We start from the raw sequence: 23,016 nt of genomic DNA, 5'->3' as shown, positions 1-23,016 counted from the left end.
CTGCCCAGAACGTGAAAGAATAAGACGCATGGCTAAAGATGCAGAGAAGATTGGGCGCGCGAACCCGGCTTGGCCCACGAACGTTCCTGGTAATGGTCACCCGGTGACCGAGATCTCCTCCAAGCTGGCTGGCGCAAGCAGCCCGTTTGGCAATGAGCTGGTGTTGCCGATGCCGCCGGAGCAGACCGGCTACGTGCACACCACGTCCCGTCTCAACGGCGAGTAAAACCTAAGCTCGTAGGAACAACAAAAAGCGGCCGCTGGAAAGCGGCCGCTTTTTTGCTAGCTGTGAGCAGCTGTGGAGCTGTTACAGGTGCTTAGAAGCCCAGTGCGCCAGCGATGTTGCCTGCCAGCACAGAGTCGATCAGCTGGCGGTTGGCCAAGTAGAAGCCGTTGTAGTCATGCTTGTTAGCAGCGTAGGTCTCGTGCACTTCCTGCGGCACGGTGTGGCCAGCGTCAGTCAGCGTTGCGGTCAGCTGGTTGAACAGTGCGTCCACAGCCAGGCTGTCGGAGCTGCCAGTAGCTGCCTCAGCTGCCGGTGCTGCAACCGGAGCCGGAGCGGCCTGCGCTGCCTGTGCGTCGCGGTTGGTCGGTGCGGAGTTCAGGCCGTGGCGTGCGGAGCAAGCCGGCCATGCGCCCCAGCCCTGGCCAGCAAGGGTGCGCTCAGCAATGATGATCTGCTGCTCACGGGTTGCCAGGTTAGCGGTCGGGGCGAACTCGCCGCCGCCGTATGCCAGCCAGGTGCCGTAGGAGAACTGCAGACCGCCGTAGTAGCCGTTGCCGGTGTTGATGGCCCAGTTGCCGCCGGACTCGCACTGTGCGAGCTTGTCCCAATCGGAATCCGGTGCGGCCGTTGCCTGCGGTGCAGCGATGCCGGTAAGCGCGGCAGCGGCTGCTGCGCCAGCGAGTGCCTTCTTGCTCACGGAGGTGGTCTGCTTAGAGTGGCGTCCCATAGTTACTTCCTTCTCTTACGGGCCGGTTGACTTCGGACGTTTCGCAGTAGCCTAACGTTTTATAACGATTCAGTCACGCTCGTGCCACAAAATGGCGAAGATACTGGGTTTTGGGGCGCTATAAGGGCAGCTCGTGGCGTCGAAAAGCAAAATATGTGATCTGTGTCACTTGGGGCTGCGCTGGGCTCTTTCGGGCGACGGGGTAAGCTCACCAGATCTACGTAGACAGGAGGATTAGCCATGCCAATTGGAAAGGTTAAATGGTACGACGCCGAAAAGGGCTTCGGTTTCGCCTCGAACCCTGGTGAGGAAGACGTCTTCATCGGCCGCAACGTGCTGCCCGAAGGGGTTGAGGAGCTTGTGCCCGGCCAGCGCGTGGAATTCGACTTTGCCGCCGGCCGCCGCGGACCGCAGGCGCTGCGCCTTGAGATCCTGGACACGCCGCGCCGCAGGCCTGTACACCGCCGCAAGCCGGAGGAACTGGGCAGCATGCTTGCAGATGTGATGACGCTGATCGAAACCCAGATCCAGCCCGCACTGACCGCCGGCCGCTACCCGGACCGCAAGGAATCCCGCCAGGTTGCGGAGATCCTGCGCGCGGTGGCGAAGGAGCTCGACGCGTAAAAAGAGGCGCTGTTAAAACGGGAGCGTTTACTCAAACCCAACTGACCACGTTGCAATGACTGGGACTTCCTCCCCGTCGGCAGCGTGGTCAATTGCTAGGGCGGACACTTCCGCCACCACGAGTGTCGCCCCGGACTCAGTCACTGCGTCGATCTCGTGCTCGGTGGCTTCGCCGGAGGTGTAGACGGTCTCGTTGTTGGCCGCCGGGTCGTCATAAATAGCCAGCACGCGCCAGCTGGTCTGCGCGATGTCCTTCGGCACAGCCACGTGCACCGAATCATCACCCAGCGGCATGGACGGGGGAGTGCCGCCGTCACACTCCTGGTCCAGCTCACAAACGGTGTACGGGGGGATCTCGCGGGTTTCACCGGCGGACGTCACGCTGATTGCAACATCTGAAATTGGGGTGCCCGGGCGGGTGCGCTGGTACTCCATAAAGAAATAGATGCCGGTGACAAGCAGCAACGCAACGGCAATAACCGCCACCATTTGCTTCACGCTTTGGTTCTTTCCGCCTTTTGCCATGGTTGCGGATTCTACCCAGCAGCCTTAGTCGGCGGGGGTGAAGGTAACCCGGTACAGGTCCGGCCAGCGCTTACCCGTCACATAAAACTCATCGGTTCCGGGTATGTGCGCAATGCCGTTGAGCACATTGTTCAAATCAGGCTCCGCGTTGTTTGGCACGCCGGAGGCGTCAATGACAGCGGTAACATTGCCCGTTTCCGCGTCAATGCGCACGATATCGGTGGTGGTAAATACGTTGGCGTACACATCACTACCCACGCACTCCAGCTCATTGAGGCCATCGACGGGTTCGCCGGCCAACGTGACGCTGAAACGCTCGCGCTCCTCAAGGGTCTCTGGGTCCATGCGGCGCAGCTGCGCGGTGCCGTCGGAGAAGATCATCTCGCCGGTTTCTTCGAGATGGCAAATGCCCCAGCCCTCACCATCAATTGCCGCTTGGTCTACCACCTCAAGCGTTTGGGCATCCCGTTTGTAGGCGATACCGGATTGCCAGGTGAGTTGCCACAACGCGGCGTCTACAAGCGAAATGCCCTCACCAAAATCCTCATCCGGCAGCGACTGGGAGGCAAGCTCAGTGCCGTTGATGTCGCGGCGATACACGCGCGACTCCCCGTTCCAACCCGTGCCCACGTACAACTCACCGCCAGGGCCCACCTCAAGGCCCTGGGTGAAACTTGTCGGGTCAAAGTCATACCGCTCATGCACAACCGCCACAAGCTGCTCGGGCTGGTTGTCGGTGCCGCACGCGCTCAGCGGCAGCAACGCGAGAAAGGCAAGGGCGGCACAAGGTTTGGAGGGATTCGGCATGGGCACCATCTTGCACCATCTTGTACCCCTGAAAAGCAACACACGCATAATGGGGGAGTGAGTAAACCCAGACGTAACCGACATTCCGCCGGATCCCCGTTGCTTAGCCCCAAGGCGGTAGCAGCGGCGCGAGAGGCGCTTGGAGACGTCGCCGCGGACCACGAAATCGGCGACCACATCGGCGTCACCGGCCTGCAAGCCAACGTGGCCACCCACCGCTTCGAAGCGAACGTGCCTGGCTACACCGGCTGGGAGTGGAACGCCGTGATTGCGTGCGCAACCGGCTCAGACACCATCACCATCAACGAGGTCGCGCTGATCCCAGCAACGGGCGCGCTCGAAGCGCCGGAATGGGTGCCCTACTCGGAGCGCCTGCGCCCAGGCGACCTCGGCCCCGGCGACATCATGGAGCTTTCGCCTCACGACGCTCGGGTGACCGACGACTCCTTCTCCCGCCACGCCATTACCTTCCCCGGACGCGAGACCAAGCACTACCTGACCGAACAAGGCCTGCGCGACGCCGAGAAGCGCTGGCGCACCGGCGACTACGGGCCAAACAGCGAGTTCGCCGAAAAGGCCACCCTGTACTGCCGCAGCTGCGCTTTCTACCTGCCCATGGGGGAGCCGGTGGGTGACAACTTTGGTGTGTGCACCAACGAATACTCCGCCGACGGCCACGTTGTTGCAGCCTCCTACGGCTGCGGCGCGCACGCGGACACCGTAGTGAATGACTAGTGGGATTAGAACGTGGCGGCGCGCTTTGCGCGTGCCTCGTTGACTTCCCGGTGCGAGGGCACGCCGGCGCGCTCAAACAGCAGCCGCGCCGAGCGAGGCGTGCCGTACTCCACCCAGGATTCGACCAAACGGACGCCGTAGACCGGGTCGACCACCCAGACCTCACTGTCGTGCAGCTGTCCTAGCGAGAATCCTTCCGGCAGCGTGTGAACGCACACTCCATGGGCGCGCAGGATATCCACCACGCCATCTAGCGCTACTGAGCGGGGTGTGTGGGGGTGCGTAGAGATATATGCGCAGATGCCGTGCGCTGGATCCTCGCTTTCATGGATGGCAATCAGTGGGCGCATGATGGCGCAGACGACGTTTCCTGCGGCATCAGCAAGCAAGCCCTCATCCGAAGGCAACAAGGCCAGCTGGGTTTGCTGCCAACCGGAATCCGGACCAACCTTTTCGGGCACGGTGCGCTCATCCGGGATCGGCAGCGCGGACATGGTGATCTCCTGCGGGGCTGGCGCAAGGGGGCGAAGTACCAGCACAGGTGTGCCGTTGTTGATGTGCAAGATTGCCCGTCGAGTCCCTGCTACATCCGCCAACCGAACACGCAAGGATTGCATGTCGGCGGTGGAAACCCCCAGCTCACGCAAGCGCTGGGCATACAGCGCAGCGTCAATGACGGTGCCTTCTTGCACCACAAAGGTGAAACTATCCACGTCTGCCCTGCTTACTGTGCCTTACTGTGCCGAAAAATTACTGGAATTGAAATTGGTTTTTTACACGCAAAGTGACAGTCTATGACAGGCAATATGACAGGCAATAGCCAGTCTTCCAACAACGCACCTGAAAAGGGATCCAAGACACCGTGACCACCCGAGATACCAGCGCGCCTGAAACTGGCGCGCAACAACCAACACCTTCGAAGCCTGCCGGCGGACTGGACGGCTTCTTCCACATTTCGGAGCGTGGCTCCACTGTCGGCCGTGAGATCCGCGGCGGCGTGGTCACGTTCTTCGCCATGGCGTACATCGTCCTGCTCAACCCGCTGATCATTGGTACCAGCCCGGACCGCGATGGCGTTGTGCTGGGTATTCCGCAGGTGGCTGCGGTGACCGCGCTGGTTGCCGGCGTGATGTGCATTATCTTCGGCGTTGTGGCGAAGTACCCCTTCGGCATTGCAACGGGCCTGGGACTCAACACCCTGGTTGCGGTGACGCTGGTGGGGCAGCAGGGCCTGACCTGGCCGGAGGCCATGGGCCTTGTGGTGATTGACGGCATCATTATTTGCGTGCTTGCCGTCACCGGTTTCCGCACCGCGGTGTTTGAGGCGATCCCGAACTCCATGAAGGTGGCCATGAGCGTGGGCATCGGCATGTTCATCGCCATGATTGGTCTTGTAGATGCTGGCTTTGTCCGCCGCATTCCGGACGCCGCGATGACCACCGTGCCGGTCCAGCTTGGTTTTGAAGGCTCGATTGCCTCCTGGCCGACGTTGGTCTTCGTGCTGGGTCTTGTGATTTGTGGTTTCATGGTTGCCCGCAACGTGCCGGGTGGCCTGTTCATTGGCATCGTTATCACCACGATTATCGCTTTGGTTGTTGAGGCGATTGCTGGCGTGGGTTCCTCCGCTGAGGATCCGCACGGCTGGTCCCTTGCGGTGCCGACCATCCCGGAGGGCTTCGGCGGCATCCCGGACCTGTCGTTGGTGGGCAAGGTTGATCTGGTTGGCGCGTTTATCAACGCGGGCGTGCTGGCTGCGTCGCTCATGGTGTTCACCCTGGTGCTGGCGAACTTCTTTGACGCTATGGGCACCATGACCGCGCTTGGCCGCCAGGCTGGCCTGGCTAATGAGAAGGGCAACCTGCCGGACATGAAGCGCGCCCTGATCGTTGAGGGTTTCGGCGCCGTTGCTGGTGGTTTTGCCTCCAGCTCTTCCAACACGGTGTATGTGGATTCTTCCGCGGGTATTGCAGACGGCGCGCGCACGGGCCTTGCCAACGTGGTCACCGGCGTGTTGTTCCTGCTGGCTATGTTCTTCACCCCGCTGTATGAGATTGTGCCGATTGAGGCTGCGGCACCGGTGCTGGTTATTGTGGGTGCGCTGATGATGATGCAGGTTGGCGGCATTGACTGGACGCGCTTTGACGTGGCATTTCCGGCCTTTTTGACCATCGTGGTCATGCCGTTTACCTACTCCATTGCAAACGGTATTGGCGTGGGCTTCATCGCGTTTACCGTCATGGCGCTGTTTGCTGGCAAGGCGCGTGAGATCCACTGGATCATGTGGCTGATCTCCGCGCTGTTTGTTGTCTACTTTGCGCAGGGCCCACTGCTGGCTCTCGTGGGTTAAGGCACAGAGCATTATGCGTATCGACGACCCGTTGTCCCCATCCCTCGACGACATCCGAGACCTGAAACACTCCGATAGCGAGAAACGTCTGGTGATCGCCGAAGGCCCGTTGGTGGCGGGTCGTCTTTTGGCATCGCGCTTTCCCATGCGCGCTGTCTTTGGTTTTGGGGGACGCCTGGCTACTTTCCTGGAGGAGCACGGCGAGGAGCTGTCGCGCCGCGAGATCCCGGTGTACGAGATCACGCGCGAGATTATGGGGCAGGTTGTTGGCTACGACATGCACCGGGGGCTTCTCGCTTCGGCTGACCGCCCGGAACCTTTAAGCGTTGCTGAGGTGGCAGCGGGTGCCCGCACCCTGGTGATCTTGGAGGGAGTGGGGGACCACGAGAACATCGGCTCCATTTTCCGCAACGCCGCAGGCATGGGGGTAGACGGCGTGCTTTTCGGCGCGGCAACCGCAGATCCGCTGTACCGCCGCAGCGTGCGCGTGTCCATGGGGCACGTGCTGCGCACTCCGTTTGCGCACTTTGGGGGCACGCCAACCACCTGGCAGCGCGACCTGGAGCAGCTGCGCCAGGCGGGGTTTCACATTGTGGCGCTGACCCCGGCGCCGGATTCGGTACTGCTGCGGGATGCGCTCACCAACCCGGAAACGGGTGCGCCGTATGAGAAGGTGGCGTTCATGGTGGGGGCGGAAGGCCCGGGGCTGACTGAACACGCAATGCGTGCAGCAGATGTGCGCGCACAGATCCCCATGAGCCCCGGCACTGATTCACTGAACGTGGCAACAAGCGCGGCTATCGCGTTCTACGAGCGCAACCGTTAGGGCCTAGTTAGGGCCGATCTATGGCCGATCTGAGTGGCGGATGCGCTCCTTGAGTGCTGCCGCAGCACTCTTCACGCGGCGGCGAATGCCGCGGGCGATGCGCTTGGCGGCGGCCACGGAGGCGTCTGCAAGCTCGGCGAACTCGTCGCCGTCGTTGTCGCTTTGCACGTCATAATCGTCATACGCGCTGTCTTTTTCGGCAAAGCGCGCCGCAACCTCCTCAACCGTCTTGGTCTTGGGCGGCTTTGCAGGCTGCGTGATCTTCGGCTCCGGGCGGCCATCCACCGCATACCCCACCACGTGTACGTCTGGGCTGCCCGCGTGCAGGTCCACGCCAATCCAGCTGCGTTGCGCTTCACGCACCAGATCTTTGGGCTCAAACGGCAAGGTGATGCCGCCTAACTGCTCAGCTTTCTCGCCTGCCCAATAGGGGGCTTCGAAAGGTTCGGGCAGACCTAAGTCTTCAATCACCCGTTCGCGCGTGGCGGTCAAAGAGCGGCGCAGCTCATCGCCCACGTAATGGGAAAACCCGCCGTAGCCACTGTCCGTGCCCTCAGCAAAAACGTAGGTATCTGCAGCGGGGAGTGCGCGGCGCAGGTACCCAACCGTGTGGGAAAGCTCCTCCGAATCCTCTACAAAGGTCTGCACCACGGCCACTCCCGGGTAACCGGCAATGTAAAACTCATCGCGGCCCGGGCGTGAGGAACGGTTGAGCGGGAACTGCCCAATCGGCGTGATCGGCCAAGCAGGGTTGATCTGCGCAAGCAGCTTGCGCCCAAACCCACGGTCCGCCTTCGGCTCTGCCGCCAAAACCTCTTCCGGGTGTGCGGAGGTGACAAACCACACCGTCACAACCGCTGGGTAGCTCATTTACGCGGCCGTTTCTGTGAGGTACGAACACCCAGCAGCACGTCCTCCCAGTGCGGGGTGACAGCCTTGCGGCGACGCTGCTGCGGCTGCTCCTGCTCATCTGGGTGGCGCAGGAAATCGCCCTCCAACTCCTCGGCGGGTGCTGCCTCTACATCCGGAGCCTCGGATTCAGCGGGCTCCTCGGGCTCCACGCGTTGGTCCCGCCTGTCCAGGCTCACGATGGAACGCGGCTGCACAAAATCCGGGTCGGTCAGATCCTGGGCCACTGCGTCGCGGGCCTCTGCCGTGGAACCCGAACCCATCTGGCGCTTGTAGGCCCACGTGGCCTCATTATCCGTCAGGCCAGCCTTCCAGGAAACGCGGACCACCCAGGCATCGCCGGGTTCGCGGGTAGCGTCCCACGTAGCGTCTGCAAGCGAATGGCCCCTCGCAGCAAAGGCGGAGGCAAGGACCTCGAACAGGGTAAGCTTCGCCGGGCCGTCCTCACGCACGGGGTGCGCCTGCTTGGCGGCCTCAGCAATCTGCGCACGCTCCAACAACACCGGGTGCGCGTAGGGCTCAACGCGTGACTCCGCAACTCCCATCTCCTCAGCCAGCTCCGCGGCGGTAGCGCCAGCGCGGATGCGGGCCTGGATCTCATTCGGGCGCATGGTCAGCGCGTTGGCGAAGAGGGGATCGGGCTCTGGGAGCGGCTCCGGCTCAGGTGCCGGCTCCGGCTCCGGCGTCGGCTCCTCTTTTAGTTCTTCCAGCGCAGCGCGGGAGAGCTGGTAGCGAACACCATCGTCATCTACCAGAACGAAGAACTGCTCCGTCGATTCCTCTTCACTGAGATAAAGCTCACGCATAGCGTCCACCTTATCCCAGGACACGGCGCTTACTTTGCGCCCACGCCCTGCTCCAGCAGGGAATCAATAGCACGCGTCAAGGTAACAACGTCCGCGGTATCAATAGCCGGGAACATGCCGATACGCAGCTGGTTGCGGCCCAGCTTGCGGTACGGCTCCACATCCAGGATGCCGTTCGCGCGCAGCGCCTTCGCCAGCTCAGCTGCGTCGATGGAGTCCGCAAAGTCAATCGTGCCCACCACCAGGGAGCGCGACGCCGGGTCCTGCACAAACGGGGTAGCCAGCTCATGTGCATCCGCCCAGGCGTAGAGCGCCTCGGAGTTTGCGGTGGTGCGCGCAACCATAGCGTCCAGGCCACCCTCGGCGTTCATCCACTTCACCTGGTCAGCCAACATCAGCAGGCTGCCCACAGCCGGGGTGTTGTAAGTCTGGTTCTTGCGCGAATTGTCCACTGCCGTCTGCAGGTCCAAAAACGCCGGGATAAAGCGGCCGGATTCCTTGATCTTGGCAATGCGCTCGATCGCAGCCGGGCTCATCGCCGCAAACCACAGGCCGCCATCGGACGCGAAGCACTTCTGCGGGGAGAAGTAGTAAACGTCAGCTTCCTTCATGTCGACGGGGAGGCCGCCGGCGCCGGAGGTTGCGTCGATAAGCACGAGCCCCTCGGCATTCGGACGGACAACCGGAACCATCGCACCGGTGGAGGTCTCATTGTGAGCCCAGGCGATGACATCAGCATCCGTGCCGTCGAGCTCGCTCGGGCTAGGGGCAGTGCCCGGCTCAGCGGCAACCACCTGCGGCTCTTCCAGCCACGGTGCCTGCGCGGAGGCCTTGGCAAACTTGCCGGAGAACTCACCGAACGTCAGGTGGGCCGACTTGTTCTCAATCAGGCCGAAGGTTGCAGCATCCCAGAACGCGGTAGCACCGCCGAGGGACAGGACGATCTCGTAGCCCTCAGGCAGCTGGAAGAAATCGGCCAGACCTTCGCGGACCTCACCCACAACGTTCTTCACCGCGGGCTGGCGGTGGGAGGTGCCGATGATGTCCGCGCCGCGTACGATAGCGTCAAGCTGCGCAGGGCGAACCTTGGACGGGCCGCAGCCAAAACGGCCGTCGGCAGGGATGAGGTCAGCTGGGAGGGTGGGGTAGGTGCTCATGACATCCTTCGGGAGATTTTTACGGTGCATTGCATAATATACTTTGCGACGCCATATGTAAAGGGTCCGCAAAGCGTGAGCCTTCGGCCGAAAAGCGCAATCATGTCACCCGTGTCACACGCGGTGCTACTATGGCTCAAGGTAAATATCCGCACAACGTGTCAACCTGCTTTTAGGGTGTGTCCTAGGTGCGGCAAGTGTCTACGTGGAAAGGCTCATAGTGGCTTCTGAAAACGCAAACAAGGCAGTACTTCACTACCCAGGTGGCGAGTATGAGATGGACATCATGCAGGCCACCGAGGGCAACGATGGTGTTGTACTTGGCAACCTTTTGAATGAGACCGGCCTGGTTACCTTTGACCCGGGTTATGTTTCCACCGGTTCTACTGAGTCCAAGATCACCTACATCGACGGCGCCGAGGGCATTCTGCGCCACCGTGGCTACGACATTGCGGATCTGGCAGAGAACGCAACCTTCAATGAGGTTTCCTACCTGCTGATCAAAGGCGAGCTGCCGACGGTGGAGGAGCTGGATGCATTTAACCAGGATCTGCGCCACCACACCCTGTTGGATGAGGACTTCAAGGCAGCGTTCAACATCTTCCCGCGCAATGCTCACCCGATGGCGGTGCTCGCGTCTTCCGTGAACATTCTGTCTGCTTACTACCAAGACCAGCTCAACCCGCTGGATGAGGAGCAGCTGGACAAGGCAACCGTGCGCCTGATGGCCAAGGTGCCGATGTTGGCGGCATACGCCTACCGCGCATCCCGCGGTAAGCCGTACATGTACCCGGACAACTCCCTGAACCCGCGTGAGAACTTCATGCGCATGATGTTCGGTTACCCGACCGAGGACTACCACGTTGACCCGGTCCTGACCAAGGCGCTGGACAAGCTGCTCATCCTGCACGCTGACCACGAGCAGAACTGCTCCACCTCCACCGTCCGCATGATTGCTTCCGCACAGGCCAACATGTTCGTTGCCGTTGCTGGCGGCATCAACGCGCTGGCTGGCCCGCTGCACGGTGGCGCTAACCAGGCTGTTCTGGAGATGCTGGAAGACATCAAGAACAACCACGACGGTGACGCAACCGACTTCATGAACCGCGTGAAGAACAAGGAAAAGGGCGTCCGCCTGATGGGCTTCGGCCACCGCGTGTACAAGAACTACGACCCGCGTGCAGCCATTGTGAAGGACACCGCACACGAGGTGCTGGAGCACCTGGGTGGGGACGAGCTTTTGGATCTGGCCATGAAGCTTGAAGAGATTGCACTGAATGATGAGTACTTCATCCAGCGCAAGCTCTACCCGAATGTGGACTTCTACACCGGCCTGATCTACCGCGCGATGGGCTTCCCAACGGACTTCTTCACCGTGCTGTTTGCCATCGGCCGTCTGCCGGGCTGGATTGCTCAGTACCGTGAGCAGCTGGCGATGAACACCAAGATCAACCGCCCGCGTCAGATCTACACCGGCTACCAGAAGCGCGACTTCGTGCCGCGCGACAAGCGCTAAGCGTTTCTTGCCAACACCGCCGTTTGCCGGACTTCCCTTATACTCTTGGGAGTCCGCTCGGCGGTTTTTACTTGTTTGAAGCTTATGAACGAACAGGAGATAGTGACCTATGGAAAAGCCAATCATTGAGATTCCACAGGAACCGGCGCCGGTAGACCTGGTTATTGAGGATCTGGTTGTTGGTGACGGTGCTGAGGCTGTCGCAGGTGGCTACGTGAAGGTCCACTACCTTGGCGTGACCTATGACTCTGGCAATGAGTTTGACTCCTCTTGGGACCGCGGTGAGGCTGCGGAATTCCCGCTCGCTGGCCTGATTGAGGGCTGGCAGGAGGGTATCCCGGGGATGCGTGTTGGCGGTCGCCGTCAGCTCACCATCCCGCCGGAGAAGGCTTACGGCCCGGCTGGTGGTGGTCACCCGCTGGCTGGTCGCACGCTGGTCTTTGTTATTGACCTGTTGGACGCTAGGTAGGAGTTGGGTGTTATGAGTATCCCAGTAACCACGCTGAATGACGGTTATGATTTCCCGCTGCTTGGCCTTGGTACTTACAAGCTTGAAGCTGCAGATGTAGAGCCGGTGGTGCGCCGGGCAATCGAGCTGGGGTACCGCCACATTGATACCGCCTCGTTGTACGGTAATGAGGTTGAGGTTGGTAAGGCGATTCGTGATGCGATCGCTGCTGGCGACGTGACTCGTGAGGAGCTGTTTGTTACCACGAAGCTGTGGAATGATGACCAGCACCGTGCGGGGGAGGCGTACCAGGAGTCTTTGAAGCGCCTTGGCCTGGAGTTTATTGACCTGTACTTGGTGCACTGGCCGTGCCCGCAGCAGGGTAGGTACGTGTCTGCGTTTGAGCAGATCGTGCAGTTGCAGGGCATGGGGCAGTTGCAGTCGGTTGGTGTGGCGAATTTCTACGAGGAAGTGCTGGATGAGCTGATTGCGGCTACCGGTGTCACCCCGGTGCTGAACCAGGTGGAGCTGCACGCTGGTTTCACGCAGCCGGAGTTGCGTGAGTACCACGCTCAGCACGGCATTGTGACTGAGGCGTGGGCGCCGCTTGCGCGAGGGAAGAACTTTGATGCGCCGGAGATTGTTGCTGTGGCTGAGCGTCACGATGCAACGCCTGCGCAGGTGGTGTTGGCATACCTGATGAAGCTTGGTTGCTCTGTGGTGCCCAAGACTGCCAATTTGGAGCGCTTGGAGGAGAACTTGGGCGCAGTGGGGCTTCTGCTTGACGACGCTGACGTGAACTCCCTCAACTCCATCCCCGGCGAGCGCCTGTGGGGCAACCCTCGGACGTTCCCGAATTAGTCCGCTTAGAGCTGCTAAAACGCCTGCACCGTTAGGGTGTGGGCGTTTTTTCATGCAGAAAACGGGAAAACAAATGTGTAAGTAGTACTAATTAGCGATGCAGGTCACAGCATTGCGCGGGGGTAGTTTCACCCCCAGCTGGGAAATGAGAAGTCTTAAACATTGGAGAGACTTTGTGCTGTACGTTACATTTTCTGTGTTGCGTTACGTATTTGGCAGCTTTTGCTGACCAAACTCGTAACAAGGCGAAAACTTCCTCTAGCAAGAAAGGATTGAGGCCGTGGCTGGATCTACAGCAGTCCCCACTCGTCGTGAGCCCACGCCTGACGAGTTTGTGGCAATGCAGCAGAGCCCTGAGTTCCAGGAGCTTCGCAGCACTTTCCGCGGATTCACCTTCCCGGTGATGATTGCCGCGCTTATCTGGTACCTCTTCTACGTCATCTTTGCCACCTTCGCACCGGAGGTTATGGCACGGCCTTTCCTTGGCCTGAACCTGGGCCTGTGGATGGGGTTGGCGCAGTTCATTACCACCTTCGCCATCACTTACGTCTATGTGAAGTGGGCGAACAAGAATATCGAGCCGCGTGCGGCACAGATCCGTGAAGAGATGGAGGGCTAACACATGCAGACCTACACCCTCGCTGCCGAGGCTGCGGCCAACGGCAATCCGCTTCTGAACATTGCCATCTTCGGCGCGTTCATTGTTGTCACCCTGTTCATTGTTACCAAGGCAGGCAAGACCACCAGCGAGTCTTCTGACTTCTACACCGGTGGTGCATCCTTCTCCGGTACCCAGAACGGCCTGGCTATTGCAGGTGACTACCTGTCCGCCGCGTCCTTCCTGGGCATCGTCGGCTCCATTGCGCTCAGTGGTTACGACGGCTTCTTGTACTCCATCGGCTTCTTCGTAGCCTGGCTGGTAGCGCTTTTGCTGGTGGCTGAGCCGCTGCGTAACGTTGGCCGCTTCACCATGGCGGACGTGCTTTCCTTCCGTCTGCGCCAGAAGCCGGTCCGCGTGGCCGCCGCATTCGGCACCTTGTTCGTGTCGCTGTTCTACCTGATCGCGCAGATGGCCGGCGCCGGCTCCCTGGTGTCCGTGCTGCTGGACCTGCACTCGTTTGCCGCACAGGCGATCTGTGTTGCCATCGTTGGCGTTGTCATGATCGTCTACGTTCTGGTTGGCGGCATGAAGGGCACCACCTACGTGCAGATGATTAAGGCTGTTCTGTTGATCACCGGCGTGCTGATCATGTCCATCCTGGCCTTTGTCGTGGCTAAGGGCGGCCTGAACGCTATTTTTGACCAGGCGATTGAAACCCACGCCAACTCCGCATACCTGGCAGAGAAGGGCTATGTGGCAGAGAACATCATGCAGCCGGGCCTGAAGTACGGCGCAACCACCACATCCAAGCTGGACTTCATCTCCCTGGGTCTGTCCCTGGTGCTTGGTACCGCTGGTCTGCCGCACGTGCTGATGCGCTTCTACACCGTGCCTACGGCGAAGGAAGCACGTAAGTCCGTGACCTGGGCAATTGTCCTGATCGGTTCCTTCTACCTGCTCACCCTGATCCTGGGCTACGCAGCAGCTGCCTTCGTTGGCCCGGACCGCATCCTGGCTGCACCGGGTGGCGCAAACGCGGCGGCTCCGCTGCTGGCATTCGAGCTCGGTGGCTCCATCTTCATGGCGCTGATCGCCGCGGTTGCCTTCGCAACAGTGCTTGCTGTGGTTGCTGGTCTGGCGATTACCGCCTCCGCATCCATTGCGCACGACGTTTACGCAGCCGTGCTGCGTGACGGTCAGGCAACTGAGGACGAGCAGGTCCGCGTCTCCCGCATCACCGTGGTTGTCCTGGGCATTGTCTCCATCATCCTGGGTATCCTGGCGATGACGCAGAACGTGGCCTTCCTGGTCTCCCTGGCATTCGCCATCGCGGCCTCCGCGAACCTGCCGACCATCCTGTACTCCCTGTACTGGAAGCGCTTCAACACCACTGGTGCGGTTGTGTCCATCTACACCGGCCTGATCTCCGCCCTGGTGCTGATCTTCCTCTCCCCGGCAGTGTCTGGTACCCCGACTGCAATGTTCCCGAACGCAGATTGGTCCATCTTCCCGCTGTCCAGCCCGGGCCTGATCTCGATTCCGCTGGGCTTCCTCGGCGGCATCATCGGTACCTTCCTGGGTAAGCCGGACAACTTCGATGAGCTGCAGGCCGAGATGGAGGTCCGTTCGCTCACCGGTGTTGGTGTGGAGGCTCCGGTCGACCACTAATCCGTGACATAAAAAACGGCGCTTTTTCTAAGCGCCGTTTTTTGTTGCCGAGGCAAGCTAGAGCCAAGTTAGAGCCAAGTTAGAGCAGGCCAGCCCAATCGATCTTCGAGGACAGCTGGCTGCTCGTTGCAATCAGATCTGCTAGGGCTGCTGCGTCGCTCTGCTGTGGCGTATTCAGGGAGATCGGGGGAAGCGGCGACTGCTGCGGCTGGCCGGGCAGCCACTGACCCCAGTCACGGACGTAGACGTTGTTGATGTCCACCGTGATGCCGTCGATAGTCGCAGTCCATTTCGCCTTCTGGTGGATCGTGGTGCGGGGGTGGATCTTGCCGCCGGAGCCCCAGTCGTGCTGCCAGAAGTAGCTGCCAATGCCGTCTTCCACGCACCACTGGATCACGTTGTAGTTGCCGTACACGCCCATCTGGTAGCCAGCCACGGTCAGCGCTGCCTGGAATGCGCGCAGGTAGGGACGGATCTGGTGGGTGTAGTGGTCCTTGTGCGGGTTGTCATCAATCGCCACATAAATCGGCTTGCCGGTCGGCCCGCCGGCTGCACGGTGCAGGCGGATCGCGTCAGGGGCATGCTTGGCTGCCGACGCCGCACCCCCCAACCAATCAGCCGTCTCCGCGCGACCGAACTGATATACCGATGCGGTGTAGAGGCCCTGGGCGGCAAAGTCGCGCGTTTCGGCGAGCGTAACCGGCTTGCCCAGCATCCAGTTCGCGCCCGAGCGACGCTCGGAAACATAGCGCACGGCACCCATGTGGCCGGCGGCTTTCACGCTGCTTGCCGACGGCACACCCGCCGAATAGTCAATAACCGTGCCAATCACGCGGCCTGGGGCCTGGGCGGCAGCGGCAGGGGAGAGGAGCGTAGACGAGGCGGCGCCGGCCGCGGTGGCGATGGCAGCGGACTTGAGGAATGTCCGGCGAGAGTATGAAAATGCAGTCACATCCGTAACATTAGCCCCACTGGTTGCGTGGTTTGGTAGGCGCGGCGTTACGACATCGTTGATGCCTGATGCTGATGCCTGATGCTGATGTATCTGCAGGCTGGGTGTCCACTAGAACTGTCCAATAGAGCATCCCGTGATTTCTCAACCGAAAAATCGCCTGTTTTTCGTTTTGGAACCTGGCTTGGGTCACCGTCGGTCGTTGAAGATCCCTTCGACATTGTGGCCTGTGGGTTTTGGGCTTGTGGTTGGTGAAAGCTCGGCACTCATTTCGTCGCTCATTTGTCCCAAGCCAGGAACCACGCCGAGGCCTCCTTCGGAAAAACGGCCTGTTTTTTGTTTTGGATCGGGCCACCTGGATTCTCTTACTCGGGGCGGGTATCGACCAGTTCTTCTGGGGCGTAGTCTTCCACCCATCCGTAGGCATCTTCTGGGTCGGGGAAGGGTGGTTCACAAAAATCGGGTTCTTTTGGTAACGGCTCCGGCAACACCGCCTTGATCGGGAAGTGAAGGCCGTATTCTTCCTCCAAGGCTGCGATCTGGGCGTCGGCCTGTTCGAGGTTGTGGTGGTGGTCAAAATCGTCCAGTATTTTGTGGCCCTTGGCGTAGAACTGCGCCACCCGACTACGACGCTGACACACTTGCTCAAGGTTGCTCTTCCACCGTGGGGCCTGCGCTTGGGTGTTGTGTGCAATCAGGCTATCCGGCGTGCAGGTTTCATACGTGCCGTTGGCAAAAAGCCACAAGATTTCACCCGTATCCGGGTCTGGGACGTAGAACCCACGCTTATCGGTTTTCAGGTTGTGGTGCTTTTGACACAACGGATACAAGTTACTCGGCGTGGTTTTGCCACCCTGGCCAAACGGGATCCGGTGATCCATCTGGCACCTCAGTGACGGCACACTACATCCCGGGAACACACAGTGCGTGTGGCGTGCGCAGACGACTCGTCGCATTGCTTCGGTTGGGGTGTAGCTATCCGTATGTGCTTGAAGTTCTGCCTCCATATCCACTTCGGTGACCTTCGCTGACGCCAGCAGGTCATCCAGTGCTGCGGTTGCTTCTGGGGTTAAGGCACCAACACCTGGCACATAGGCCGGCCCGCCAACCTCACGACCCTTCGGCACAAACACATGCAGCGTGGTTTTCGTTGGGGTGATCTCACCAGAGAGCAGTTTCACCATCGCATCGGCCATGGAGGTTTTGTGTTCACGTGCAGTCGCTAACACGTGCTCGCGTACGACCTGTGCAGTCAACGGGTTGGTCGCCAACGTGACCAGTGTTTTGACCGTGCCGGACTGTGCAGACACCTCAAAGGTCACCGCATCATCAGCAGCGTGTGCCTGCGCCATTCGCTGTTGGCGCCTTTTTGGTTGGTAGGCGCAGGTTGGGTCAATACGTTTAATCATCTCCCGGATACGACGGGTAATCGTGGTGGTTTGTGGAGTGTGTTGCCCAGCACGTGTTGGGGTAAACGTAGTAGTCAACATCTCGTCGAACTCGGCATACGCCTCATCGGTGATGTCTGGCCCAAGCTCAGCAAGCACGGTATCGATGGCGCGTAAATGCTGCAGATCCATCACACGCGTCTTGGCCTGCAATGCTCGCAGCTTCGGTAAGTGTTGTAGGCGTGCATGGGAGAAGATCGCTTGCTCAACCGAGCTTTTAGTCCAGCCGGTTGCTTCCCTCATGGCCACCACAGCCACGTCGAAGTCATCAATATCAACACTTGCCCCAGGTGTGGCGAAGCGGCCGAAGGCATTCCAGTAAATATCGCGAATACCTTGACTAAACGTGCTCAGCGGATCTTCTGGTCGCTGTGTGCGGAAGTATGGTTCGCCCACGGTCTACCCCCAGTGTTGTGTTCCCGTTTTCCCTTTGTTTCGTACCCCTAATTATACCCGCTGAACTGTTCTATACGCAAGGGGTAAACCAGCATGTATTGCACTATTTCCGCATGCACATTCACTACACAGGCTGGCGGTTGCATTCAGTATATCGACCGATCCCACATGCCCCATTGGCTTACGGGGAAATAGCAGACAAACGTTCGAGAAATGCCGCAAATCTCCAGCCTCGTCGCACGCGCAAGCGGGGCCGGATCGGGTGGAAGGTCAAGCACCCAAACCACCACGCTCATCGTCTGTTTCCACAACCACCGAGCTAGACGACCAGTGGAAAACGACTGTTCAGGGCTGCGGAAACCCAAGAAATGCGAGGTATAACAGTGCGATACCAAGGACGGTGATCCTCGCTGCCTAATATGAATGTATGAATCGGGACACCGTAGAACCCATTTCGGAGTTGCCTCGTGGCGAGTTCGCCTTTCCAGGCCCGCTCCGTGACGGTCTTGTCAACGCCATCCTGAATGGAACGAAAACTGCGACAGCATCCTTGTTGGCTGAATACCCCAACGACTATCAGCCGCATGAGGAAGTGGAGGCCCTCGAGGCCGTCCTTGACTCACATGACAACGTGGTGTGCGTCATTCGTACGGCCGACGTGCAGGTTTGTCGGCTGGCGGACGTGAGCGACGAGCATGCCATTGCCGAGGGAGAGGGCTACACGGATGCCGGCGAATGGCGTGCCGGGCATGAACGCTATTGGCGCTCGCCAGAGTTTGTGGAGTACATCGGAGCACTTGATATTGACGACGACACCGAGGTGGTGTGCCAACGCTTTACCGTTGATGAGCGGTACCCGATCAGTCCGATAGAGCCATGGGACTCGTTGGTATGAGCAGTCCGGGATCTGGGATCTTAGGGTTGTGAATCTCTACTGAGTGGCATCTCGTAGAGCAGCTTTTCGGAGTAGGTTCATCCGGATTTCGCGCGCTGTGCTGAAGTGCTGATTGGCAATATCTCGAGCGGCCGCAGTATCGCGATCGCTAATTGCTTCTATAAGTTTAGCGTGCTCATTCAGGGCCTCGTTTTGTCGATCGTCGACGCTAAGCGTGGATGTAGGAGCGTGAACCAAATGGGTCATGAGGCGCTCTAGTAGATCGATAAGAACAGGATTTTGGGACGTTTGTTCAGAAGATTGAAATGGTAGCGGTGTGGTGAGTATCTGGTAGCGCCTGAGTGAGTATCCGGTAGCGGTGTCCCCACTCAGGCGTTGTTGGTGGTTATGCGTTGGTGGTCAGGCGCATGTTTGGTCCTTCGAGTGTGATGATCTCCGCACCGGAGACAAGTCGGTTGAGGATTGACTCGGAGATCACCGCATCAGGGATGGATTTGTACCACTCTTGCGGGGTGAATTGTGAGGTCACAATCGTTGAGACTTTGCTTTCACGCGCGGCGAGGATGTTGAGAAGTTGGTGCGCGGTTGCGGCATCTACTGGTGTGGTCAGGAAGTCATCGAGGACTAAGACGTCGACGCCGTGGAGGTACTGGATGAACTTTAACCGTGCGGGGTCATCGGGTTGGAGGACTGCTAGTTCGGCGGCGAGCATGTCGGTGCGGTAGAAGCGTGCGGAGTAGTCCTTGCGGCATGCTGCTGTGATCAAGGCTTGGGCGAGGTAGGTTTTGCCGACTGAGGATTTGCCCAGGATGACAATGTTTTGGCCCAGGTGGCACCATTGTCCGTGAGCGAGTCTGCTGACTTGCTCGGGGTTGATGTTGCGGTCAGGCGTGCAGACCACGTTTTCAAGGCAAGCATCAAGGTTTGGCGATCGGGATGCTTTCAGTAGTTTGTTGATGCGTCGTTCGCGCCTGGCCGCGACTTCTTTATCGAGTGCGTAGAGCACCTTTTGGGAAAACGTCCATGCGTCGAATGCGGGATCGTTGGCAATCTCGATGACGCTTTGTCCAAAGGCAGTCATCCGCAGCGCGGTGAAGTCGGGCAGGACGGACTCGTCAAGGAAGCGATCTGTTGGTGGGGTTGGTGATGACATGGGCTTAGTGTCCTTTCTTGGTGAGGTTTTCGATGCTGAACTGGTCTGCACCGCCGAGAAACGCGCCGGTGGTATCCCGGTCGGTGACTGCAGGGGCGGTGGGCTGGTTGGTTGTGGTGCTGCGCGGGGCCTGGTCTAACCCGCGGGGCCGGGTGGCGTGTTCTTTGCGTATGGCGGCCATCATGTTTTTAACCGCGGTATAAGACACCGCACGTCGGCTGCCGTCGTTGGCCATTAAGCGCTGGCATGCCTCTTCCAGGATTGGTTTGTTGCCGTGTTTGCCCATCGACAGCACGTTTCTACAGGACTGGTACGCCTGGGCCGGGATGGCTTTCGCCGCGATGAGTTCTTCGATGACCTTGCGTGTTGCCGGGCCGGTTTTTTGGGCTTCGCGATAAAAGTAGTCGCTTGTCCACAGCCCACGAGTGGAGTCCATGCCAGATGGAATGTGCTCATAGTCAGTGACATAGGCCCCACGCTTATGCGAAACCCGATGCGTTGCCACGGTCGTGCCTTGATCAAAGACGGTCAAGACTTGCCCGGTGATGCGCACATCGACAGTGCGGCCAACAAGCTGATGCGGAACGGAGTAGCGCACCGTTGCAACCGTGATATGGAAATCTGGGGCTACTTTCGCACGCTTCCACTCGGTGTGCTGCCACGGGGTTTGCGGCAGATCAGCAAGCAGATGCTGCTCGTGTTGTTCAAAGAGATCCCTGCGGCTTGACTGTTGACTGCGAAATGGCACGGAGGTGTTGATCGCGTCGACTAAGTCCACAATCTTTTCGTTGAGCTCGTCTACGTCAACACACTGGTGGCCTTCAAGGGTGTGGATGACTTTGTGGGTGACGATCTTTACCGCAGCTTCCACATTTGCTTTATCCTTCGGCCGGCGCGCGCGTGTGGGAAGTGCTGCTGTGTTGTAGTGCTCCAAGAACTGCTGGTAGGTGTCGTTGACCTTCCGATTCCTATCGGCAGTACTAATCGCGTTTGATGCTGTTGACGCGTTATCGGGGACAACAACCTGACAGACCCCACCGAAGTAGTCAAACGCTTGACGATGGGCATCAAGCCAGGACTGTTGACGCTGGTCAACACACGCACACGCAAACAACATCCCTGAATACGGCAACGAAGCGACGAAAATACTGACTTTCGCACCCTGTGTGCCCGCAGGGTCGTACAGGCACATCTTGGTACCTGCCCAATCCACCTGCATCGTATGGCCTGGTGCATGGGTGATCCGCGCGCTAAGCCCGGCAGCATCGACATGGGAGGCAACCAGCTGGCGGAACCGGTCGTAGCTGTAATGACGCTGACCCGGCTGGGCTGGGGTGGTGGTGTAGCGAGCCCACAATACTTGCAGTGTTTGCTTCGTACGCCCTGTGCGTGCTTTGACGACCGCGTCAAAGTCAATCGGGACGAATTCGCCTTGCCCACTGGTGCGTTTGTCAACGAATATCTCGGCCAACTCGTCATCGGTCAACGCCGCGACCTGCTGGGCAGTGGTCAGGCCAAGGCTTCGCAGCGCTTGGTTCGCTCGGGAAATCGCGCGGTGCGAGCACCCGATCTGGTCTTCAATCTGGCGGTAAGAACGCTTCCTAATCAGCAGCGTCATCACCGCACGGTAATCCGTCATCAGCGGACTCCTTCCAGTCACACGCCGCACCCGAGTGGTGCGGCTACCGGAAGTATCACCCCGAGCCCCCTGAGCTGCTACCAGATACTCACTGAAGTGCTACCAGATAGTCACGACACTGCTACCAAATAGCCGGTCGCAACAACGTTTTCCAGACTGCACGGTGAAATTCCAGGTTGGTTTGGATGAGCTCGGCATCCGTCGGTTTTTCTAAGCTCCTATCTCTTTCCAGGAGTGCTTCAAGCGTGAGGATATCGTTCAGGTTCCGATTCTGAGCGGCTTGGCCGGACGCTTCGACTTCGAGCAAGATCCGCATGTCGTAGACCTGGATAACTTGTTCTGGATCCAAACCGCGCACTTCGAGACCTCGATTAACGCGTTCTGCCAACCCCAAGTCTTCTAAACGGGAAAGTGCATCTCTGACCGGTGTACGAGAAACGCCAAAGCGGTTAGCCAGCTGGACTTCTTTCAGTTGAGTGCCGGGCAGAAGCGTGCCATTCAATATCTCGTTGCGAACTTGGCCGCAGCATTCATCGGTCCGTGCGCCGGAGCGAGGACGACGATGGGGCCCTCTGCGGCGGCTGCGGACACTTCAGCGGGATCGGGAATCTCCTGCGCGGTCGTGCCGAGACAACGCGCGAGTTCCTCAGCGTACTGCTTCGTGGAACCGTAAACGGAGGAGAAGTAGATGTGCATAGGTACCTTCATTCTTTCGATTCGGATTGCTCTAGCAGGCCTTGAATCCGCGCGCATCGAGGACACGCGGCAAGTCTTTGGTGATCTTGACGCGGGACAAACACCGTCCCGCACAGCGCAAAAACTGGATTACCTTGGACGATGGCGTCTGACACAGTACGAACGTGCGACTGTTCTATCTCTTCAGCAACGAGGTGGTGCACGCTACCCGGCCTAAACCATGCCGGTGGTTTTGCACTTCGATCCCCACGTAGCACGGAGTCAAGCGTTATCTCTCCCCCAAACTCCAGAACAAACTGTGGCTGCCCCGTTTCCGTCAGGCCGTCTTTCGACCAATCCTGCTCACCATCATGTATGGCAGCGGCGATTGTCTCTATCCCAAGCTGACAGAGTGATTGCGTTCTTTCGTCATGATGCTGCTCAAGTTGTAATTCGATACCCAGACACTCTTCCTCGCCCAGGGAGATCAGCCGTATTGTCACTGCGGGGAGAGTTGTGTTGAGACTAGAGAGATCCAAAAACTGTGTAATTTCGTTCAGATCCACCGAGAAAACGGGGTCGGCGCAGCCGCCGTATGCCTCGTCACTGAAATGCGCCATCGCAGACTCAACCTGATCAAAGAGGCGTCTCCGCCAAGCAAGTAGGCGATCTGTTTTCTTCTCTTTCTCAAGCAATGCGCGATCCACAGGAGTAGGGAGCCACCACTGCGGGTCAATCTCACTGCGGCGCATAAACCGCTGATAGAAATCGTCACGATCCACGCCTTTTCGGATTCCGGCTGAAACCACCCACACTTGCCCGTCCGGATCCATAAAGGCCACCCCACGGTACCGAGAAGTCTTCACTTTGTAACAGGTGGGACGCACTCCGCTGATTTTTGCCGGAGCCTTGGCGTAGTCACGGTCCGGCGCAAAAATCGCGTTAGCATGCTCTAGCACGGGGTGCTCTACCTGCGTGGATACACCGCCAATCGGCCCAGCGCTGTCCCAACTTTCAAGTTTGAGGTCTTGTGTCGCGCAGTAAATTGTGAGCCGTGCTGGAAGAGCCATGGGAA

The 23,016-nt window shown here is 59.3% G+C and carries 26 protein-coding genes; 11 read left to right on the top strand and 15 right to left on the bottom strand.

The genetic code is table 11. The annotated features are described in order from the left end of the window. Positions 1-28 precede the first annotated feature (28 nt). A complete protein-coding gene (locus tag AK829_RS06285; protein ID WP_052205093.1) occupies positions 29-226 on the top strand; it encodes a hypothetical protein in 198 nt (65 codons plus the stop codon). A gap of 91 nt (positions 227-317) precedes the next feature. Here the strand turns inward: AK829_RS06285 and AK829_RS06280 are convergent, their stop codons facing one another. Continuing rightward, positions 318-953 (bottom strand): resuscitation-promoting factor Rpf1 domain-containing protein, encoded by a 636-nt coding sequence (locus AK829_RS06280; RefSeq protein WP_052205092.1) that lies wholly within the window; start codon positions 951-953, stop codon positions 318-320. A 240-nt stretch (positions 954-1,193) separates the two neighbouring features. Here AK829_RS06280 and AK829_RS06275 point away from each other — a divergent pair, with 240 nt between their 5' ends. Further along, positions 1,194-1,577, top strand: coding sequence for a cold-shock protein (locus AK829_RS06275; protein ID WP_052205091.1), 384 nt, complete (start codon positions 1,194-1,196; stop codon positions 1,575-1,577). A 27-nt stretch (positions 1,578-1,604) separates the two neighbouring features. Here the strand turns inward: AK829_RS06275 and AK829_RS06270 are convergent, their stop codons facing one another. Together AK829_RS06270 and AK829_RS06265 are read right to left on the bottom strand one after the other, a co-directional pair. Next, entirely contained in the window at positions 1,605-2,102 is a 498-nt protein-coding gene (locus AK829_RS06270) for a DUF2771 domain-containing protein (protein WP_052205090.1), read from the bottom strand. A gap of 24 nt (positions 2,103-2,126) precedes the next feature. Continuing rightward, positions 2,127-2,909, bottom strand: coding sequence for a glutaminyl-peptide cyclotransferase (locus AK829_RS06265; RefSeq protein ID WP_232305667.1), 783 nt, complete (start codon positions 2,907-2,909; stop codon positions 2,127-2,129). A gap of 57 nt (positions 2,910-2,966) precedes the next feature. Between AK829_RS06265 and AK829_RS06260 the strand changes: the two genes are divergently transcribed. Continuing rightward, positions 2,967-3,644: a DUF3027 domain-containing protein gene (locus tag AK829_RS06260; protein ID WP_052205088.1), complete on the top strand. Its 678-nt coding sequence runs from the start codon at positions 2,967-2,969 to the stop codon at positions 3,642-3,644. Between the two features lie 5 nt (positions 3,645-3,649). Here the strand turns inward: AK829_RS06260 and AK829_RS06255 are convergent, their stop codons facing one another. Next, the gene (locus AK829_RS06255; protein WP_052205087.1) at positions 3,650-4,357 is read right to left on the bottom strand and encodes a hypothetical protein; all 708 of its coding nucleotides are present in this window, start codon (positions 4,355-4,357) and stop codon (positions 3,650-3,652) included. A 221-nt stretch (positions 4,358-4,578) separates the two neighbouring features. Here AK829_RS06255 and AK829_RS06250 point away from each other — a divergent pair, with 221 nt between their 5' ends. Continuing rightward, positions 4,579-5,991 carry an NCS2 family permease gene (locus tag AK829_RS06250; protein ID WP_232305808.1) on the top strand — a complete coding sequence of 471 codons (1,413 nt, stop codon included), beginning with the start codon at positions 4,579-4,581 and terminating at the stop codon, positions 5,989-5,991. 13 nt (positions 5,992-6,004) lie between these two features. After that, positions 6,005-6,817 (top strand): TrmH family RNA methyltransferase, encoded by an 813-nt coding sequence (locus AK829_RS06245; protein ID WP_052205085.1) that lies wholly within the window; start codon positions 6,005-6,007, stop codon positions 6,815-6,817. Positions 6,818-6,835: 18 nt separating this feature from the next. Here AK829_RS06245 and AK829_RS06240 read toward each other — a convergent pair whose 3' ends face one another. From AK829_RS06240 to serC, 3 genes are read right to left on the bottom strand one after another with little or no spacing between them, the layout of a single operon-like run. Further along, complete coding sequence (locus tag AK829_RS06240) at positions 6,836-7,687, bottom strand: DUF6928 family protein (protein ID WP_052205084.1); 852 nt, start codon at positions 7,685-7,687, stop codon at positions 6,836-6,838. Next, on the bottom strand, positions 7,684-8,532 hold the full coding sequence (gene sepH, locus AK829_RS06235; protein WP_052205083.1) for a septation protein SepH: 849 nt from the start codon (positions 8,530-8,532) through the stop codon (positions 7,684-7,686). Before sepH ends, AK829_RS06240 begins: the two co-directional genes overlap by 4 nt. A gap of 29 nt (positions 8,533-8,561) precedes the next feature. After that, complete coding sequence (gene serC, locus AK829_RS06230; RefSeq protein ID WP_052205082.1) at positions 8,562-9,689, bottom strand: phosphoserine transaminase; 1,128 nt, start codon at positions 9,687-9,689, stop codon at positions 8,562-8,564. A 220-nt stretch (positions 9,690-9,909) separates the two neighbouring features. On the opposite strand from serC, the gene AK829_RS06225 reads away from it, so the two are divergent. The 5 genes from AK829_RS06225 to AK829_RS06205 all read left to right on the top strand — a co-directional run bounded on the left by AK829_RS06225 (position 9,910) and on the right by AK829_RS06205 (position 14,783). After that, positions 9,910-11,205 carry a citrate synthase gene (locus AK829_RS06225; RefSeq protein WP_083439770.1) on the top strand — a complete coding sequence of 432 codons (1,296 nt, stop codon included), beginning with the start codon at positions 9,910-9,912 and terminating at the stop codon, positions 11,203-11,205. 109 nt (positions 11,206-11,314) lie between these two features. Then, a complete protein-coding gene (locus tag AK829_RS06220) occupies positions 11,315-11,674 on the top strand; it encodes an FKBP-type peptidyl-prolyl cis-trans isomerase (protein ID WP_052205081.1) in 360 nt (119 codons plus the stop codon). A gap of 12 nt (positions 11,675-11,686) precedes the next feature. Beyond that, complete coding sequence (locus tag AK829_RS06215) at positions 11,687-12,514, top strand: aldo/keto reductase (RefSeq protein ID WP_052205080.1); 828 nt, start codon at positions 11,687-11,689, stop codon at positions 12,512-12,514. A 340-nt stretch (positions 12,515-12,854) separates the two neighbouring features. Next, positions 12,855-13,133: a DUF485 domain-containing protein gene (locus tag AK829_RS06210; RefSeq protein WP_083279016.1), complete on the top strand. Its 279-nt coding sequence runs from the start codon at positions 12,855-12,857 to the stop codon at positions 13,131-13,133. 3 nt (positions 13,134-13,136) lie between these two features. After that, complete coding sequence (locus AK829_RS06205; RefSeq protein ID WP_052205078.1) at positions 13,137-14,783, top strand: solute symporter family protein; 1,647 nt, start codon at positions 13,137-13,139, stop codon at positions 14,781-14,783. Between the two features lie 79 nt (positions 14,784-14,862). Here AK829_RS06205 and AK829_RS06200 read toward each other — a convergent pair whose 3' ends face one another. Continuing rightward, a complete protein-coding gene (locus tag AK829_RS06200; RefSeq protein ID WP_052205077.1) occupies positions 14,863-15,735 on the bottom strand; it encodes a DUF1906 domain-containing protein in 873 nt (290 codons plus the stop codon). 365 nt (positions 15,736-16,100) lie between these two features. Continuing rightward, on the bottom strand, positions 16,101-17,579 hold the full coding sequence (locus AK829_RS06195; RefSeq protein WP_052205076.1) for an HNH endonuclease signature motif containing protein: 1,479 nt from the start codon (positions 17,577-17,579) through the stop codon (positions 16,101-16,103). A 427-nt stretch (positions 17,580-18,006) separates the two neighbouring features. Between AK829_RS06195 and AK829_RS06190 the strand changes: the two genes are divergently transcribed. Next, positions 18,007-18,474 (top strand): ASCH domain-containing protein, encoded by a 468-nt coding sequence (locus tag AK829_RS06190; protein WP_052205075.1) that lies wholly within the window; start codon positions 18,007-18,009, stop codon positions 18,472-18,474. Between the two features lie 36 nt (positions 18,475-18,510). Here AK829_RS06190 and AK829_RS12910 read toward each other — a convergent pair whose 3' ends face one another. The 6 genes from AK829_RS12910 to AK829_RS06165 form a co-directional block, all read right to left on the bottom strand. Then, complete coding sequence (locus AK829_RS12910) at positions 18,511-18,801, bottom strand: FCD domain-containing protein (RefSeq protein ID WP_408606289.1); 291 nt, start codon at positions 18,799-18,801, stop codon at positions 18,511-18,513. A gap of 58 nt (positions 18,802-18,859) precedes the next feature. Continuing rightward, on the bottom strand, positions 18,860-19,627 hold the full coding sequence (locus AK829_RS06185) for an ATP-binding protein (protein WP_052205074.1): 768 nt from the start codon (positions 19,625-19,627) through the stop codon (positions 18,860-18,862). Between the two features lie 4 nt (positions 19,628-19,631). Then, positions 19,632-21,266 carry an IS21 family transposase gene (istA, locus tag AK829_RS06180; RefSeq protein WP_052205073.1) on the bottom strand — a complete coding sequence of 545 codons (1,635 nt, stop codon included), beginning with the start codon at positions 21,264-21,266 and terminating at the stop codon, positions 19,632-19,634. A 121-nt stretch (positions 21,267-21,387) separates the two neighbouring features. Beyond that, positions 21,388-21,768 carry a GntR family transcriptional regulator gene (locus AK829_RS12175; protein WP_083439768.1) on the bottom strand — a complete coding sequence of 127 codons (381 nt, stop codon included), beginning with the start codon at positions 21,766-21,768 and terminating at the stop codon, positions 21,388-21,390. Next, entirely contained in the window at positions 21,765-21,974 is a 210-nt protein-coding gene (locus AK829_RS06170; RefSeq protein WP_052205071.1) for an NADPH-dependent FMN reductase family protein, read from the bottom strand. The genes AK829_RS12175 and AK829_RS06170 overlap by 4 nt, the downstream gene beginning before the upstream one ends. Then, positions 21,971-23,011, bottom strand: coding sequence for a DUF3039 domain-containing protein (locus tag AK829_RS06165; RefSeq protein ID WP_052205070.1), 1,041 nt, complete (start codon positions 23,009-23,011; stop codon positions 21,971-21,973). Before AK829_RS06165 ends, AK829_RS06170 begins: the two co-directional genes overlap by 4 nt. Positions 23,012-23,016: the final 5 nt, after the last annotated feature.

This window comes from Corynebacterium riegelii (assembly GCF_001263755.1).
GTDB classification, from domain to species: Bacteria; Actinomycetota; Actinomycetes; order Mycobacteriales; family Mycobacteriaceae; genus Corynebacterium; species Corynebacterium riegelii.
Note: the sequence above shows the minus strand (reverse complement) of the source record. Positions and strands in the feature narration are given on the sequence as shown.

Excerpts from the sequence above, each read along its gene's own strand:
- AK829_RS06280 (WP_052205092.1), bottom strand. The coding sequence starts at position 953 with ATGGGACGCCACTCTAAGCAGACCACCTCCGTGAGCAAGAAGGCACTC.
- AK829_RS06245 (WP_052205085.1), top strand. The coding sequence starts at position 6,005 with ATGCGTATCGACGACCCGTTGTCCCCATCCCTCGACGACATCCGAGAC.
- AK829_RS06275 (WP_052205091.1), top strand. The coding sequence starts at position 1,194 with ATGCCAATTGGAAAGGTTAAATGGTACGACGCCGAAAAGGGCTTCGGT.
- AK829_RS06240 (WP_052205084.1), bottom strand. The coding sequence starts at position 7,687 with ATGAGCTACCCAGCGGTTGTGACGGTGTGGTTTGTCACCTCCGCACAC.
- AK829_RS06215 (WP_052205080.1), top strand. The coding sequence starts at position 11,687 with ATGAGTATCCCAGTAACCACGCTGAATGACGGTTATGATTTCCCGCTG.
- AK829_RS06205 (WP_052205078.1), top strand. The coding sequence starts at position 13,137 with ATGCAGACCTACACCCTCGCTGCCGAGGCTGCGGCCAACGGCAATCCG.
- AK829_RS06270 (WP_052205090.1), bottom strand. The coding sequence starts at position 2,102 with ATGGCAAAAGGCGGAAAGAACCAAAGCGTGAAGCAAATGGTGGCGGTT.
- sepH (WP_052205083.1), bottom strand. The coding sequence starts at position 8,532 with ATGCGTGAGCTTTATCTCAGTGAAGAGGAATCGACGGAGCAGTTCTTC.
- AK829_RS06220 (WP_052205081.1), top strand. The coding sequence starts at position 11,315 with ATGGAAAAGCCAATCATTGAGATTCCACAGGAACCGGCGCCGGTAGAC.
- serC (WP_052205082.1), bottom strand. The coding sequence starts at position 9,689 with ATGAGCACCTACCCCACCCTCCCAGCTGACCTCATCCCTGCCGACGGC.
- AK829_RS06165 (WP_052205070.1), bottom strand. The coding sequence starts at position 23,011 with ATGGCTCTTCCAGCACGGCTCACAATTTACTGCGCGACACAAGACCTC.
- AK829_RS06170 (WP_052205071.1), bottom strand. The coding sequence starts at position 21,974 with ATGAAGGTACCTATGCACATCTACTTCTCCTCCGTTTACGGTTCCACG.
- AK829_RS06285 (WP_052205093.1), top strand. The coding sequence starts at position 29 with ATGGCTAAAGATGCAGAGAAGATTGGGCGCGCGAACCCGGCTTGGCCC.
- AK829_RS06265 (WP_232305667.1), bottom strand. The coding sequence starts at position 2,909 with ATGCCGAATCCCTCCAAACCTTGTGCCGCCCTTGCCTTTCTCGCGTTG.
- AK829_RS06185 (WP_052205074.1), bottom strand. The coding sequence starts at position 19,627 with ATGTCATCACCAACCCCACCAACAGATCGCTTCCTTGACGAGTCCGTC.
- AK829_RS06190 (WP_052205075.1), top strand. The coding sequence starts at position 18,007 with ATGAATCGGGACACCGTAGAACCCATTTCGGAGTTGCCTCGTGGCGAG.
- AK829_RS06210 (WP_083279016.1), top strand. The coding sequence starts at position 12,855 with ATGCAGCAGAGCCCTGAGTTCCAGGAGCTTCGCAGCACTTTCCGCGGA.
- istA (WP_052205073.1), bottom strand. The coding sequence starts at position 21,266 with ATGACGGATTACCGTGCGGTGATGACGCTGCTGATTAGGAAGCGTTCT.